The following is a 14,165-nucleotide window of genomic DNA, read 5'->3' as shown; positions in this document are numbered from 1 at the left end:
GATGGAAATTGTTTCTGGGACGGTTTTGCGGCTGGCGGACGACGCCTCGGTCCAGCATGTCGGCGATGGGGCCGTCGTGCTTCTGGCGCGCAGCGGACAACTCTACACCTGCAACGGTACGACCGAAGCCTTTCTCGACAAGGTCGATGGCGCGCGCAGCCTTGACCAGATCGTCGGCCTGCTTTGCGAGGAGTTCGAGGTCGGCAAGGATACGCTCGACGAGGACATGGCCGCACTGGCCACCGATCTGGTCTCGGAAGGTATCCTCGCCGCCCCGGGCGCCTGATGGAGAGACGCAACTGATGGCCGACGGTCCGCTCCTGCGTGCTTTGTTTCGCTGCCATCTCTGGGCAAGCGCGCGGCTGATGCCGGTCCTCATCGCCAACCGCAGTTTCGAGGAGGTGCTAAAATGGGCGCCGCTCGCCTCGCCGACACCCTATCGCGGCCTGCCGGCCGCCTACATCGTCGCCCGCGTCAACCGCGCCGTGCGCCATCCCTGGCTGATGCGCGACCGCAGATGCCTGCGCGAGGGCCTGCTTGGCCATCGTTTCCTGCGCCTTGCCGGCTTCGATCCGGAGCTGCGTTTCGGCGTCGATCCGAAGTCGCTGAAGGCGCAGCACTTGTCGGCGCATTGCTGGGTCTGCCTCGATGGCAAACCGGTTGTCAGTGACAGCCTTCCCGGCATGGTCGAGATCTATCGCCACCATGCCGATGCCACAAGGGTGCGTCCCGCTTGACCAGACTTTTTGCATGCTACGGCCTCAACGGCCAGGTTCTCGGCATATCGGCCGACCGGCCCGAATTGGGGCGGGACTTCGACAGAATGCTCGCCAGCCTGCGCGTAGCAGATTCCGTCGAGCCGGATTTTCGCCTCGATATTGCCGAGACGGACGTTCTGGAGGAAGAGCCGGTGGGGTCGCTCGTCTTTGAAGGCGAGATACCGGAAGACGGCTATTGCCGGATGGTCGCCGATGGCTCGACGGTCCATCTCGTCTTTCCAGGACGCCAGACTGTGGCGATGAATGATGAGGAGGGCTGGGCGAAACTCCGGGTCCGCCTTGGGACGAAGGCAGCCTGGACACCGTCGATGCTGGTGCTGGACGCCGCGCTCGACGCTGGCGGCCAGCATATGCTGCACACCGCCGGCCTGACGCTGCCCGATCGTGACGCTGTCGTGCTGATCCACGCGCCGAGCGGCACGGGCAAGACCACCACGTCGCTGGCGCTGGCGACGCAAGGCTTAGGCCTCTGCTCCGACGACGCCATGGTCCTGAACGTGGCTTCGGTCATGCCTGTGGCCTGGGGGCTGCCGCGCCACGTCAAGATCCACCAGAAGACCGCCGAAATTATCCCGCTTGTGTCACCATGCCTTGGTCCGTCATGGGACCGCAACGGCGAACAGGCCGTCTCGCTGGAGCGGCTGAGCGGGATCATACGAATCGAAAGTCCTGCCGCCAGGCCTGTGGCAGCTCTCGTGCACCTTGCACGGTCCGCAAACAGCGAGACCCGGCTCGTGCCCATGGTCCGGACCGACGCGATGGTGGCGCTGGCGATGGACAATGTCCGCACTGGCATGACCGGCCTGTTGCCGTTGCAGAAGCGCCGGCTGGCGACGATCGGCAAGCTGGTCTCCTCGGTGCCGACCTTCACCCTGGAAGTCGGCGCACGCCCTGCCGACGCGGCGGCGCTGATCAACGCGACGCTGACCTCAACCGATTGACGGCCATTCAGCGGCGGAAGACTTCTTGTCTTGATGCAACGGAAGACGCTTCACGCTTTTCCTGGAACCGCCCTGGCCTTAGCCAGCCGCTGGATCCAGCGAAAGGCGTCGCGGCGCAGGCGTGAGCCGATCTTTTCCCGGGAATTCACCCTGAGCAGCGTGTTCGTCGTGATCAGCCGCCTGGCCAGCCGTATCGAGAGGTCAGGCTTGATCCGCCCGGCGAGTTCAAGCGCGCGGGCCTCGCCGAACAATCGGCCGGTGACGTCGAGCACGATCGCCAGTTCGAGTTCGATGCCGGTCATGCGCGCAGACTTCAGCAGGCGGATTTCCGATTCGGGCGAGCCGAGTGCCCGCACCCCTTGCAGCACGTCGACACAAAGCTGCAGCCGGTGGAATTTGTGGCCGCCGGCGGCGTGCACGACGGCGATCGTCAAAAGGGCTGCCGGCGTGTCCTTCGCCCCGCCGTCGATGGTGCCCAATTCGCGGAAGCCCAGCGACAGGCGCCGCCGCATGCCGGTGTCGTGCACAAGGTCGCCATGCAGTTCGATCAGCAGGCTGGAATTCCCCTTTTCCAGCCATTTGAACTCCTGCAACTGGTAGGATTCGGCTTCGTCGCTGCCAAGCTCGAAGCCGCTGGCCGCGATCACCTGGTTTGCCCGCGCAAGGTTGCCGGGCTCGACGAGAATGTCGATGTCGGTGAACGGCCGGTCGGATATGTTGCGGTAGAGTTTTCGCGCGAAGACCGGCCCCTTGACGATCCGCGCCGGAATGCCTTCCGCCGCCAACCCCTTCATGATGCGGTCGCCATGGTACTGCAGCAGCATCGACTGGCCGGTGGCAATCGTTGCCTGATCACGCAGCCCCGACAGCTTCAGCTGCAAGGCAGGGTCATCAGGCAAATGGACGTCGCCACGTTCCCTGAGCTTGCGCAGCATGATCGGCAGAACGCCGTGGAATTCAGCATTGTCGAGCAGTGCCGACAGAGCTTTTGCCGACAGATTATCGTCGACCGCCGTGGACTCCGGATCGGCGAAGCGCAGCAACAGTTTTTCGTCGGCGGGTGTCAGGGGTGGCAGGATCAAGCCGGACAATGTTGCAGATAATTGGGTTAATTGGGTTGTGCACGATGGTCGCAGAAATGCATGTCTGAGGCCAGTCTTACATGCCCCAGCGCAGCGCCGCCGTATGGACGGGCGCGTCCCACCAGCCTGTCATCTCATCATCGAGCATGGTCAGCGTGATCGAGCAGCCGGCCATGTCGAGCGAGGTGACATAGCTGCCGACCAACGAGCGGGTTATCGTGACGCCGTGGCTCTCGAATATCCGGCGCGCGCTGTTGTACATCAGATAGAGTTCCATCAGCGGCGTGCCGCCGAAGCCGTTGATAAACAGCAGCGCCGGACCTTTGCCCCTGTCGCCGAGATCGCCCAGAATAGCGGCGCAGATTTCCTCGGCGATCGCATCGGCGCTTTTCAACTTGTCGCGTCGCCGGCCGGGCTCGCCATGGATGCCGACGCCGAACTCCATCTCGCCATCGCCGATGTCGAAGGTCGGCTTGCCCGCGGCTGGCACCGTGCCACTGGTGAGCGCCACGCCCATCGAGCGGGTCGCGGCATTGACGCGCTCGCCCAGCGTCTTCAGCACCGGGAGGGCCAGGCCATGCTCGGCGGCCGCGCCGACGATCTTTTCCACCACCAGCGTGCCGGCGACGCCGCGCCGGCCGGTCGTGTAGGATGAATTCTCGACGGCCACGTCGTCATTGGTCACTACCTGCAGGACGCCTTCCGACATTTCGGCCGCCATGTCGAAGTTCATCACGTCGCCCTCATAATTCTTGACGATGAACAGGCAGCCGGCGCCGGTGTCGACGGCCTGCGCCGCCGCCAGCATCTGGTCCGGCGTCGGCGAGGTGAACACCTGGCCGGGGCAGGCGGCATCCAGCATGCCATGGCCGACAAAGCCGCCATGCAGCGGCTCGTGGCCCGAGCCACCTCCGGAGATCAGCGCCACCTTGCCAGGCCGCAAGCTCCGACGGCGAATGAATTTGTGCTCCTCGCCAAGCACCAGTATATCGGCATGGGCGGCCGCGAAACCGTCGAGGCTCTCGGTCAGCACCGTGTCCACCGCGTTCATAAATTTCTTCATGGCGTCCTCCCAAACAGCTCGGCAAGAAACGGTCAGCCGCCACCCTTGCCGGCGATGCTGGTGATCTTCTGGATGAATTCGTTGATCGCCCGGTCGAGCGCCGCATTCTGCTTGTCGTCGCCGAAATCGGGCACGACGAGCGACACATGCCGTGTCTTGCGCATGCCCGCCGCGATCGACATTTTTCCCGGATGTGCCTGATGGTAGGCGGCAAGGAACTGATCGCGCTCGGCCGGGCTGAAATGGCAGACGGAAAAGATCGAAGGCAGATGCTTTGAGGGGATGGGGACCGAATAGGCCGGGCTCGAAATCTGCGTGACGAAGCTGCGGTGCTTGCCGAGCGCGTCGGCAAGGCGCTGGCGCATGCCGGACGGGCGCTGGTCGATGACCTGCGACAGGATCGTCTTGTAGGCGCGGATCGCCGCTTCGGGACCGGGTTCGGGTATGTTGTCGACCATGTCAGCCGCGCCTAGACCGAAATGTCCGATATGGCCGCCTTGGCCATGGCGAGTTGCGCCGGCGCGACGGAAAGGTCGCGCAGGCCGGCTTCCAGCAGCGATGGGATCGACGCCGGATCGCCGCCGGCATCGCCGCACAGGCTGACGGGAATGCCGTTTTCCCGTCCGAAGGCCGTGATCAAGCCGATCAGCCGCAGGACGGCAGGATGACGGACGGAATTGAGATGCGCGACCGCTGCATTGTCGCGCGCCGCCGCCATCACATATTGCGTCAGGTCGTTGGAGCCGATGGACAAGAAGGCGACATTGGCGAACGCCTCCGGCGCGATGGCCACCGACGGCACCTCGACCATGATGCCGAGCGGCGGCATCTGCTGCGTGACGCCGCGCGCGGCAAGCGCCGCCTGTTCTTCGGCGAACAAGGCAGCCGCGCATTCATACTCCTCGGCCATGGCGATCATCGGAAACATGACCCTGAGATTGCCGTGCGGCGCGGCGCGCAGCAATGCCCTGATTTGAACACGGAATATGTCGAGCCGCGCCAGCGACAGCCTGATGCCGCGCAGGCCAAGGAACGGATTGCCTTCCTCGACGGTGAAGCCCGGCACCGGCTTGTCGCCGCCGGCATCGACGGTGCGGATCGTCACAGGTTTTTCCCCGGCCCACTCCAGCACCTTGCGATAGGCGCGGTATTGCGTCGCCTCATCCGGCAAGGTCTTGCCGAACAGGAATTCGGTGCGCATCAGTCCGACACCGTCACAGGTCGCGATGTCGATGGCGTCGACATCGGATGGGCCGGCGATGTTGACCTGCACGCGCACCGCCGTCCCGTCCTTGGTTACCGCCGGCGGTGCCAGGAAGGTCCGTGCCTTGCCTTCGCGAATCGTGAAGGAAGAGGACAATTGTCGGAAGGAGGCGACCTCCGCTGGCGAGGGCGCCAGCACGATGCTGCCGTGCTCGGCGTCGAGCAGAGCGAGGCCTGCCAGATTGGCCTCCAATTGGCGCAGCCCGACCACCATCGGCACGCCGCGCGATCGCGCCAGCATGGCGACATGGCTGGCGGTGCTGCCCGCCTTCAGCGCGATGCCGCCGCCGTGCGTCCAGTCGGTTTCGAGAAAACGTGTTGGCGCGATGTCGTCGCCGAACAGAATGGCGCCCGAAGGCGCGGCGCGGCCTCCGTCCTCGGTCAGGGCACGCAGCACCTGGTCCCTGATGTCGCGCAGGTCCGCGGCGCGGGCGCGGAAATAGCCCTGGTCGGAGGCTTCATAGCTGGCGATCTCGCTATCGAGTGCCTGCCGCCAGGCCGTATCGGCTGTCTGTCCGGAACCGATCGATGCGAAGGCCGGTCCACTCAGCGCGTCGTCCTCCAGCATGGCGATGTGGAATTCGAGTATGCCGGCGGCATCGCTGTCTGCGGCTTCGACCATGGCGGCAAGCCGTTTCACCGCCTTGTCGATCGCGGCTGTCAGCGACGCCTTCTCTTCCGCCGCGGTGGCTTTGCTTGCGTAGACGGCCGATGGCCGGTCGAGGTCGAACAGCGGCCCCTCGGCATAGCCGGCCGAGGCGGAAATGCCTTGGAGCCTAAGCGGTGCGGGCATGGTCCGCGCCTTCGTCGAAGTCGCGCCGCACCAGATCGACCAGCGCATCGACGGCATCGATGGCGCCATCACCCCTGGCCCTGATGTGCAGCAACGTGCCCTTCGGCGCCTTGGCCGCCATCACCTTGACGATGCTCTTGGCGTCGAACCACGGCCCGTTGGCGGCAAGCGCGATCTCGACATCGCCGGCAAAGGTCTTGGCCAGCTTGGTGAACTTCACCGAAGGGCGCGCATGCAGGCCCACCGCATGGGTGATCAGGACGGTCGCTTCGGCGGCTGCGGACATATGTTCAACGTTCCTGTTCACTCACGACGGCGACAATTCGTGCGCCGTCGCCACCACCTCTTTCAGGGAGGCGCCGCCGGATGCCTCGGTCGCGGCCATCACCGCCCCCTCGACGATCGGTGCGTTGCAGACGACGATCTTGTGCGCACGCGGCTCGCCGATCATCTCGACCGCCATTTCACTGTTGGTCTCGGCGCCGCCGAGATCGACGAGAATGGCGACGCCGGCTTCCGACCAGGCTTTGTCGATGGCGCCCATGATCGCCTCGACATTGGTGCCGAGCCCGCCATGGCCGTTTCCGCCGCACCATGCAAGCGGCACTTCGTCGCCCACCATCTGGCGTACCATGTCGGCCGTGCCCTCCGCGACCAGCGGCGAATGCGACACGATCACGATCCCGACATTGCTCATCAGGCAACCTCCCCGATGGTTTCCGCCACCGTACGCACCAGCAGCGCGGTCGAGCGCGCGCCGGCATCCATATGGCCGATCGAGCGGTCGCCGAGGAACGAGGCGCGGCCGCGCAACGCTTTCATAGGTACGGTCGCCTTGGCGGCGATGTCGGCGATGTCGGCTATTTCCGCCGCCGTCTTTCCCTCGGCCAAGGCCTGATGCACCGGCTGCAGCACATCGAGCATGGTTTTCTGGCCAACTTGAGATTTGCCGCGCGCGGCCACTGCCTCGATCGCCTTGCCGAAGGCCACCGTCAAATTGGCGCGATCGGGGTCGGCCGAAATCTCCTTGCCGAGCGCCATGAACAATGTGCCGAAGAGCGGGCCGGAGGCCCCGCCCACTGTCATCACCAGCTTGGTGCCGATCGCCTTCAGCGCGTCGGGCAGCGGTTTTGCCGCGAACAGATCGGCCTCGGCCCGCACGGCCTCGAAGCCGCGTTTCATATTCAGCCCGTGGTCGCCGTCGCCGATCGCCTGGTCGAGCGCCGTCAATTCCTCGGCGTGGGCGGCAATCGCATCCGCGGCGGCCGCGACCAGCCTGGCAAGGTTCAATGCCGTCATATCGGCCAAATTCCCGGTTTGCGCCTTGCCCGCAGTAGCGAAAGAACGGTCATTCGACAACTGGAGCATGCATCAGGCCGTGACAAGCAGCGTGGCGGCGGCCGCGAACGCCTCGGCCACGGCCTGAGCGCCGGGGTCGACCACGCCTTGCAACTTGGTCCCGATATAGGCGGACCGTCCGGCCTTCGCCTTTTCCATGGCCGCCGTGGCCTCGGCACCGCGCCGGGCCGCTGCCGCCGCGCTTCCAAGCCCGCTGCCGTCGAGCGCCTTGAGCGCCGGCTCCAGGGCATCGACCATGGTGCGGTCGCCCGGTTTGGCGCCGCCATAGAAGGTCATCCGCTCGAGCCCGGCAAGCAGCGCCTTGGCTATGTCAGCGCCGCCTTCGAGGGCCTGCGCCGCCGCCGTGAAGAAGATCGACAGCAGCACGCCGCTGGAGCCGCCCATCGATGCGCTCAAAATGTCGCCCACCGCGCCGAGCGTCGCCGCGGGGTTGGCGAGCGGCAGCCTATCAAGCCGCTCAAGCACACTGCGCGCGCCGGTCGCCACGGTCGAGCCGGTGTCGCCGTCGCCCGCCTTGGCATCCAGCCCGTTCAATGTCGCTTCGAGCGAGATCAGCCTTTCGCAGACCGCAACGATCAGGCGCCTTGTGCCGGCGTCCTGGCTGGGCAGGTGCGTCGCACTCTGTCCGGCTGCTTTCGCCATCGGCACGACAGCAGGTGCGGCGACCGGCCTTGCCGGCATCCAGGCGTGCGGGCCGACCGGCGCCAGCAGGGCGGCCTCGCGGGCCGCGTCAAGCCGTATCAGCGACAGCGAGAAGCCGTTCATGTTGAGGGCCGTCATCAGCGGGCCGGGGCCGATTGCCAGCTTGATGGACTTACCGAGCGGCGAGGCAAGCACCGCATTGGCGATCAGCGACATTTCAAGCGGCGGCACCGAACCGAGATTGTTGATCAGCAAGGCATGAGGGTCATTCGGATCGAGTCGCGCCGCCAGGCGCTCCGCCATGATCGCCACCAGCCGGTCGGCGCTCTGCACCGCGATGCGTTCGACGCCCGGCTCGCCATGGATGCCGAGACCGAGCTCGCCGTCGTTTTCGCCGAACCTGTCTTCGTGCGGTTGTCCAGGGATGGAGCAGGACGACAGCGACATGCCGAGCGAGACGATGTCCTTCGCGGCCGCGCGTGCCGCTGCCGCGATCGCAGCCAGATCATGGCCGGCCTCCGACAGATGGCCCGAAATCTTGTGCACGAACAGCGTGCCGGCGACGCCGCGCGGCTGGGCGATGTCGGGCAGCGCGATATCGTCGGCGACGATCACCATCTCGACGGCAAAACCTTCGGCGCGCGCCTTCTCGGCGGCCAGGCCGAAATTGAGACGGTCGCCGGTATAGTTCTTGACGATCAGCAGGCAGCCGGCCGGGCCGGTGACTGCGCGGATGGCCGCCAGCACCGCTTCGACGCTCGGAGAGGCAAAGATCTCGCCCGAGACCGCGGCCGTCAGCATGCCCTTGCCGACAAAGCCGGCGTGCGATGGCTCGTGTCCGGCACCGCCGCCGGAGATGACGCTGACCTTCGTCTTGTCCCAACCGGCGCGCAGCACGACCTTGATCTCGGGGTAGCCGTCGAGGCGTGCAAGGTCGCCCGAGCCGATGGTACACAAAAGGCCGTCCAGCGCCTCGGCGACGATCGTTTCCCTGCGGTTGAAAAAGTGCTTCATCGAATTCGTCCCGTATTCGCAATCGTCCATCGGAAGCCGGCGTCGACCCTTGGCGGGGACGCTCGAAACCGTTCACATCAACCTTTGTCCATCCGCGCCGAAATAGAGCGGCGAGCGGTAGCGGATCACCACCCTGTCGCCTTGGGCCAGATCGGTGTCTGGATCGGTCAGCGTCACCAGCTTCTTCGGCCCCACCGTCACATGCAGATGGTTCTGGTCGCCGAGATGCTCGACCCAGTCGACGACGCCGTCGGCATGGCCATTCACGGCCTTTTCAATCGCCAGATGCTCGGTGCGTGCGCCGATCGTCTTGGCGCCCGCCGGCGCGCCGCCGTCGGGCAACAGCCCCATGGGCAAAAGGTTGATCGCCGGCTGGCCGAGTCGTGCCGCGACATGCAGGTTCGCCGGCTCCGAATAGATCGTCCTTGGCGAACCGATCTGCACCAGCACGCCGTCGGCGAGGATGCCGATCCGGTCGGCCATCGTCATCGCCTCGATCTGGTCGTGGGTGACGTAGAGCATGGTGGCGCCGAGTTCGGACTGGATGCGCTTCAATTCGAGCCGCAGGTCCGCCCGCAGCTTGGCGTCGAGCGACGAAAGCGGCTCGTCCATGAGGTAGATGGCCGGCTTGCGCACCAGCGCGCGGCCGATGGCGACGCGCTGCATTTCACCGCCCGACAATTTGGTCGAGCGGTTGGCGAGCTTGTGATGGATGCGCACCATCTTCGCCACCTCCTCGACCCGCCGGCGTATCTGGTCTTCCGGCATTTTCCGCGCCGGCGAGCGCAGCGGGAAGGCAAGATTGTCGAACACTGACAGATGCGGATAGAGCGAATATTGCTGGAAGACGAAAGCCGTGTCGCGCTCGGCCGGCGACAGCGTCGTGGCCTCGTGGCCGCCGATCTCGATCGTGCCGGCATCCGGCCGTTCCAGCCCCGCGATAAGCCGCAGCGTCGTCGTCTTGCCGGCTCCGGTCGGCCCGAGCAGCACGACGAATTCGCCGTCTGATATATGCAGGCCGAGACCGTTGACGGCGACATGCTCGCCGAAACTCTTGGTCACGTTCTTGACGCGCACATCAGCCATGCTGCGCTCTCCCTTGAGAGGCGGTGTCGTGGATCGCCGTCTTCACGGCGCGGCCGGAGCCCTTGTCGAACAGCGACAGCCGCGCGCTGTTCAGGGCCAGGCCGACATGATCGCCCGCATTCAGCCGGATTTCGGCCGGCACCCGCGCCTTGATGATGCCGTCCGCCGTCTCCACGGCGACGATCTGCGTGGTGCCGAGATATTCGGTGCCGTAGATGGCCCCGCGCAGCTTCGAGGCGTCGTCGAAGCGGATGTGCTCCGGCCGGATGCCAAGCGCCATGTCGGCCGGGGCGATATCCTCGCGCACCTCCGGTACCGCGACCTTTGCGCCTTGCACGACAATTTCCTTCGCGCCCTTGGCAAGCCCGCCGCCAAAGCCCAAGAAGTTCATCGGCGGCGAGCCGATGAAGTCGGCGACGAACATGGTCGCCGGCCGGTCGTAGATCTCCCGAGGTGTGCCGAACTGTTCGATGACGCCATGGTTCATCACAGCGATCTTGTCGGCCATCGACATCGCTTCCATCTGGTCGTGCGTGACATAGACCGTCGTGGCGTGGATCCGGTTGTGCAGTTCGCGCAGTTCATGCACCATCAGGTCGCGGAATTCGGTGTCGAGCGTGCCCAGCGGCTCGTCCATCAGGAAGCATTTTGGCCGCCGCACGATGGCGCGGCCGAGCGCCACGCGCTGTCGGTCGCCGCCGGCAAGACCCGAGACGGATTTGTTGAGCAGATGGTCGATGCGCAGCAGCTTCGCCGTCTCCTCGACCCTGGTGCGGATTTCGGCCGACGGCATGCCTTGCGCCAAGAGCGGGAAGCCGATGTTCTTGCGCACATTCATGTGCGGATAGAGCGCGAACAGCTGGAAGACGAAGGCGATGTCGCGCTCGCGTGCCCTGAGCATGGTGACGTCCTCGCCGTCGAGCAGGATCTGGCCGCCGGTCGGCAGTTCCAGCCCTGCTATCATGCGCAGCGTCGTCGTCTTGCCGCAGCCCGACGGCCCGAGCATGACGAAGAACTCGCCATCCTCGACGATGAAGTTGGAATCCTGCACGGCGACGAAGTCGCCGAAGGCCTTCCTCAGGTGTTGGACGCGGATCTCGGCCATGATTATTCCGGGAATTTCGAGACGACGATGAACATCACGGTGCCGGCAAGCATGGTGATGAAGGAATAGGTGTAGAGCGACAGCGCGAAGGGCTGGAACAGCATCAGGAAGCCGATAGCGATGAGCGCCGTGGCGACGTTTTCCATCACGCCGCGCCTGGCCCAGCGCGGCCAGCGCGATTTGCGTTTTGCGGATTGGGTCATGCTCATTTGCGCACCGCGCCGAAGGTGATGCCGCGCAGCAATTGCTTGCGAAGCAGGATGGTGAAAACCAGGATCGGCACCAGGAAGATCGTCGTGCCCGCCGCAACCGCCGGCCAGTCCTGGCCGCCTTCGCCGATGATGGTCGGGATGAAGGGCGGCGCGGTCTGTGCCGTGCCGGAGGTGAGCAGCGCCGCGAACGCATACTCGTTCCAGGCGAAGATCAGGCAGAAGATCGCGGTGGCCGCAATGCCGGTGGTCGCCTGCGGCAGCACGGTGCGCCAGAAGGCCTGCAGCCGCGTATAGCCGTCGATCATCGCCGCTTCTTCATATTCGCGCGGGATCTCGTCGATGAAGCCTTTCAGCAGCCACACCGCCAGCGAGACGTTGACCGCCGTGTAGAGCAGGATCATGCCGAGCGCGGTGTCCGACAGGCCGAGCTCGCGATACATCAGGTAGATCGGGATGGCGACGGCGATCGGCGGCATGAAGCGCGTCGACAGGATGAAGAACAGGAGGTCGTCGGCGAGCGGCACCTTGAAGCGCGAGAAGCCATAGGCCGACAGCGTGCCGAGAAAGACAGCACAGAAGGTCGAGCCGAAGGCGATGACCAGCGAATTGACGAAGCGCGGCAGGAAATTCGACGGCCCGGCGATCACCATATTGCGCTTGCGCACGGTCTCGTCGCAGAAGCCGGTCGCCGGTCCGAGCGAGTTGATGTATTCCGGCGTCTGCCTTGTCCGCGTGGTGAACAGGTTGCAGTAGCCCTCGATGCTCGGCTGGAACACGATCTTGGGCGGATAGGCGATCGAATCCGGCGGCGTCTTGAAGCTGGTGGCGAAGATCCACAAGAGCGGCACGATCGAGATCAGCGCGTAGGCGATGATGATCGCGCCTGCGATGCGCTTCGAGTTCGCCGAGGGCGCGACGACCGAGTGGGCTGTGGTCAGGCTCATCTCTGCTTCACCTTGTTGAGCGCCTTGACGTAGATGTTGGCGAGGCCGAAAACCGCGACGAACAGGATGATGGCGAAGGCCGAGGAATAACCCGTTCGCCAGCTCTCGAAGGCCTGCCGCTTCAGCGTGATCGAGGCGACCTCGGTGGTCGAGCCCGGGCCGCCGCCGGTGAGCAGGTTGACCATGTCGAACATCTTGAAGTTCTCGATGCCGCGAAACAGCACCGCCAGCATGATGAAGGGCAGCGCCATAGGCAGCGTGATCGACCAGAACTGGCGCCAGTTGGAGGCGCGGTCGACCTCGGCCGCCTCATAGATGTATTCGGGGATCGAACGCAGGCCCGCGAGGCAGATCAGCATCACGTAAGGCGTCCACATCCAGGTGTCGACGATGATGATCGACCACGGCGCCAGCGACACATTGGAGAGCATCTGGATGCTTGTCGGTGGAATGCCGCTGACGAACGCGATGACATAGGAGAACAGGCCGATCTGCGGCTCATAGAGGAAGCGCCAGAAATTGCCCACCACCGCCGGAGACAGCATCATCGGCACCAGGATCAGCGTCGTCCAGAAGGCGTGGCCGCGGAACTTGCGGTCGATCAGCCAGGCCAGCGTGAAGCCGATCAGCGTCTGCAGCAGGATGGTCCAGAACACGAAATGCGCTGTCGTCTGCATCGCGATCCAGACGTCCCGGTCGCCGAGGATGCGCTGGTAGTTGGCAAAACCGAGATTCTTCACCACCTCGTTCGGCCGGTTGGCGCGGTAATTGGTGAACGAGAGATAGATCGCCCAGAACAGCGGGAAGATGTTGATGGCGAGCAGCAACAGGATCGTCGGCGAGATGAACAGCCAGGCGAGGCCCTTGTCGCTGATGCCCCGGACCTTGCGCGCCAACGGTTCCGGGGTCGCCCGGGCAACGGTCTCCGCGGTCCGATTGAGCATGGTCAGTCCTGCTTCGGTCACTTGGGCGTCTCTGTGATGGAATTTATCTGAACCGCGTCTCGTGCCAAGAGCGGCACGGGACCACGAGCATGATGGCGAAAAGTGTGAAGCGGTCTTGGAACGACATCATGCTCTCTCTTTAGGCCTGGAGGCGGATGATTTCTGGTCTATTCGACCTGAAATCATCCGGCCCTGGGCGTAGCTCGGGAGGAGCTTACATCTTGCCGTCGTCCTGGAAGATCTGCGTCCAGTCCTTGACCAGCCCGTCGAGTGCGTCCTTGGCCGAACCCTGGCCGGCGACGACGTAGTCGTGGAAGCGCTTCTGCGAGGCCTGCAGCAGCGGCGCGTAGCTCGGCTCGGCCCAGAAGTCCTTCACGATGGCCATCGAGTCGAGGAAGGTCTGCGCATAGGGCTGGCTAGACGGGAATTTCGGGTCCTTGACGACCGCGTTGAGGCAGGAATAGCCGCCGAGCGACCACCACTTGGCCTGCACGTCCTTGTTGGCGAACCACTTGATGTATTTCAGCGCCGATTCCTGCTTGTCGGAATAGGACACCACGGAAATGCCCTGGCCGCCGAGCTGGGCGAACTGTGCGCCGCCAGGACCCTTGGGATTGACGAAATAGCCTATTTTGTCGCCGCCGACATTTTCGTCCTTCTGCAGGCCCGGCCAGGTGAAGGCGAAGTTCATGTGCATCGCCACCTGGCCGGATTTGAAGGCATCGACGCCTTCGCCCATGTAGCTGTTCGAGGCGCCCGGAGGGGTGCAGCAGTCGTAAAGCGCCTTGTAGAATTCCAGGCCCTTGATCGCGTCGGGCGAATTGACGAAGCCTTCCATGTCATAGGGCTTCTTCGGGTTCTCGTACTGGAAGCCGTAGCTGTAGAGCACGTCCATGGCGCCCATGGTGATGCCTTCCGAGCCGCGCTCGGTGTAGATC

17 protein-coding genes are annotated in these 14,165 nt (G+C 64.6%); 3 read left to right on the top strand and 14 right to left on the bottom strand.

Annotated elements, in window-relative coordinates; all coding sequences use genetic code 11:
- Position 1 precedes the first annotated feature (1 nt).
- The 3 genes from FJ938_RS15780 to FJ938_RS15770 are packed head-to-tail and all read left to right on the top strand — an operon-like array spanning position 2 to position 1,720.
- Positions 2–286: a PqqD family protein gene (locus FJ938_RS15780; protein WP_140606827.1), complete on the top strand. Its 285-nt coding sequence runs from the start codon at positions 2–4 to the stop codon at positions 284–286.
- Positions 287–302: 16 nt separating this feature from the next.
- On the top strand, positions 303–737 hold the full coding sequence (locus FJ938_RS15775; RefSeq protein WP_140606828.1) for a lasso peptide biosynthesis B2 protein: 435 nt from the start codon (positions 303–305) through the stop codon (positions 735–737).
- On the top strand, positions 734–1,720 hold the full coding sequence (locus FJ938_RS15770) for a serine kinase (protein ID WP_140606829.1): 987 nt from the start codon (positions 734–736) through the stop codon (positions 1,718–1,720). Before FJ938_RS15775 ends, FJ938_RS15770 begins: the two co-directional genes overlap by 4 nt.
- Positions 1,721–1,770: 50 nt before the next feature.
- On the opposite strand, the gene FJ938_RS15765 is transcribed toward FJ938_RS15770, so the two are convergent.
- The 14 genes from FJ938_RS15765 to FJ938_RS15700 all read right to left on the bottom strand — a co-directional run.
- On the bottom strand, positions 1,771–2,799 hold the full coding sequence (locus FJ938_RS15765; RefSeq protein WP_181165473.1) for a nucleotidyltransferase family protein: 1,029 nt from the start codon (positions 2,797–2,799) through the stop codon (positions 1,771–1,773).
- A 79-nt stretch (positions 2,800–2,878) separates the two neighbouring features.
- On the bottom strand, positions 2,879–3,865 hold the full coding sequence (gene dhaK, locus FJ938_RS15760) for a dihydroxyacetone kinase subunit DhaK (protein WP_140606831.1): 987 nt from the start codon (positions 3,863–3,865) through the stop codon (positions 2,879–2,881).
- Positions 3,866–3,897: 32 nt separating this feature from the next.
- Entirely contained in the window at positions 3,898–4,323 is a 426-nt protein-coding gene (locus FJ938_RS15755; RefSeq protein WP_140606832.1) for a hypothetical protein, read from the bottom strand.
- 11 nt (positions 4,324–4,334) lie between these two features.
- Positions 4,335–5,921 (bottom strand): phosphoenolpyruvate--protein phosphotransferase, encoded by a 1,587-nt coding sequence (gene ptsP / locus FJ938_RS15750; RefSeq protein WP_140606833.1) that lies wholly within the window; start codon positions 5,919–5,921, stop codon positions 4,335–4,337.
- Complete coding sequence (locus FJ938_RS15745) at positions 5,905–6,207, bottom strand: HPr family phosphocarrier protein (RefSeq protein ID WP_140606834.1); 303 nt, start codon at positions 6,205–6,207, stop codon at positions 5,905–5,907. The genes ptsP and FJ938_RS15745 overlap by 17 nt, the downstream gene beginning before the upstream one ends.
- Positions 6,208–6,228: 21 nt before the next feature.
- Positions 6,229–6,618, bottom strand: coding sequence for a dihydroxyacetone kinase phosphoryl donor subunit DhaM (dhaM, locus tag FJ938_RS15740; protein WP_140606835.1), 390 nt, complete (start codon positions 6,616–6,618; stop codon positions 6,229–6,231).
- On the bottom strand, positions 6,618–7,220 hold the full coding sequence (gene dhaL, locus FJ938_RS15735; protein ID WP_140606836.1) for a dihydroxyacetone kinase subunit DhaL: 603 nt from the start codon (positions 7,218–7,220) through the stop codon (positions 6,618–6,620). The genes dhaM and dhaL overlap by 1 nt, the downstream gene beginning before the upstream one ends.
- A 72-nt stretch (positions 7,221–7,292) precedes the next feature.
- The gene (locus FJ938_RS15730; RefSeq protein ID WP_140695194.1) at positions 7,293–8,936 is read right to left on the bottom strand and encodes a dihydroxyacetone kinase subunit DhaK; all 1,644 of its coding nucleotides are present in this window, start codon (positions 8,934–8,936) and stop codon (positions 7,293–7,295) included.
- A 72-nt stretch (positions 8,937–9,008) separates the two neighbouring features.
- Positions 9,009–10,022, bottom strand: coding sequence for an ABC transporter ATP-binding protein (locus tag FJ938_RS15725; RefSeq protein ID WP_140606838.1), 1,014 nt, complete (start codon positions 10,020–10,022; stop codon positions 9,009–9,011).
- Positions 10,015–11,127: an ABC transporter ATP-binding protein gene (locus tag FJ938_RS15720; protein ID WP_140695192.1), complete on the bottom strand. Its 1,113-nt coding sequence runs from the start codon at positions 11,125–11,127 to the stop codon at positions 10,015–10,017. The genes FJ938_RS15725 and FJ938_RS15720 overlap by 8 nt, the downstream gene beginning before the upstream one ends.
- Before the next feature lie 2 nt (positions 11,128–11,129).
- The gene (locus FJ938_RS15715; RefSeq protein WP_140606840.1) at positions 11,130–11,336 is read right to left on the bottom strand and encodes a hypothetical protein; all 207 of its coding nucleotides are present in this window, start codon (positions 11,334–11,336) and stop codon (positions 11,130–11,132) included.
- Positions 11,333–12,283 (bottom strand): carbohydrate ABC transporter permease, encoded by a 951-nt coding sequence (locus FJ938_RS15710; RefSeq protein WP_140606841.1) that lies wholly within the window; start codon positions 12,281–12,283, stop codon positions 11,333–11,335. Before FJ938_RS15710 ends, FJ938_RS15715 begins: the two co-directional genes overlap by 4 nt.
- Positions 12,280–13,227 (bottom strand): sugar ABC transporter permease, encoded by a 948-nt coding sequence (locus FJ938_RS15705; protein WP_140606842.1) that lies wholly within the window; start codon positions 13,225–13,227, stop codon positions 12,280–12,282. Before FJ938_RS15705 ends, FJ938_RS15710 begins: the two co-directional genes overlap by 4 nt.
- Positions 13,228–13,441: 214 nt before the next feature.
- Positions 13,442–14,165: extracellular solute-binding protein (locus tag FJ938_RS15700; RefSeq protein ID WP_140606843.1), on the bottom strand; the 724-nt coding region annotated here is incomplete at its 5' end.

This window comes from Mesorhizobium sp. B2-4-14 (genome assembly GCF_006442155.1).
Classification (GTDB): domain Bacteria; phylum Pseudomonadota; class Alphaproteobacteria; order Rhizobiales; family Rhizobiaceae; genus Mesorhizobium.
Note: the sequence above shows the minus strand (reverse complement) of the source record. Positions and strands in the feature narration are given on the sequence as shown.

Coding starts and splice junctions, on each gene's coding strand:
- FJ938_RS15780 (WP_140606827.1), top strand. CDS start 2: ATGGAAATTGTTTCTGGGACGGTTTTGCGGCTGGCGGACGACGCCTCG.
- FJ938_RS15775 (WP_140606828.1), top strand. CDS start 303: ATGGCCGACGGTCCGCTCCTGCGTGCTTTGTTTCGCTGCCATCTCTGG.
- dhaK (WP_140606831.1), bottom strand. CDS start 3,865: ATGAAGAAATTTATGAACGCGGTGGACACGGTGCTGACCGAGAGCCTC.
- FJ938_RS15755 (WP_140606832.1), bottom strand. CDS start 4,323: ATGGTCGACAACATACCCGAACCCGGTCCCGAAGCGGCGATCCGCGCC.
- ptsP (WP_140606833.1), bottom strand. CDS start 5,921: ATGCCCGCACCGCTTAGGCTCCAAGGCATTTCCGCCTCGGCCGGCTAT.
- FJ938_RS15745 (WP_140606834.1), bottom strand. CDS start 6,207: ATGTCCGCAGCCGCCGAAGCGACCGTCCTGATCACCCATGCGGTGGGC.
- dhaM (WP_140606835.1), bottom strand. CDS start 6,618: ATGAGCAATGTCGGGATCGTGATCGTGTCGCATTCGCCGCTGGTCGCG.
- dhaL (WP_140606836.1), bottom strand. CDS start 7,220: ATGACGGCATTGAACCTTGCCAGGCTGGTCGCGGCCGCCGCGGATGCG.
- FJ938_RS15730 (WP_140695194.1), bottom strand. CDS start 8,936: ATGAAGCACTTTTTCAACCGCAGGGAAACGATCGTCGCCGAGGCGCTG.
- FJ938_RS15725 (WP_140606838.1), bottom strand. CDS start 10,022: ATGGCTGATGTGCGCGTCAAGAACGTGACCAAGAGTTTCGGCGAGCAT.
- FJ938_RS15720 (WP_140695192.1), bottom strand. CDS start 11,127: ATGGCCGAGATCCGCGTCCAACACCTGAGGAAGGCCTTCGGCGACTTC.
- FJ938_RS15715 (WP_140606840.1), bottom strand. CDS start 11,336: ATGAGCATGACCCAATCCGCAAAACGCAAATCGCGCTGGCCGCGCTGG.
- FJ938_RS15710 (WP_140606841.1), bottom strand. CDS start 12,283: ATGAGCCTGACCACAGCCCACTCGGTCGTCGCGCCCTCGGCGAACTCG.
- FJ938_RS15705 (WP_140606842.1), bottom strand. CDS start 13,227: ATGCTCAATCGGACCGCGGAGACCGTTGCCCGGGCGACCCCGGAACCG.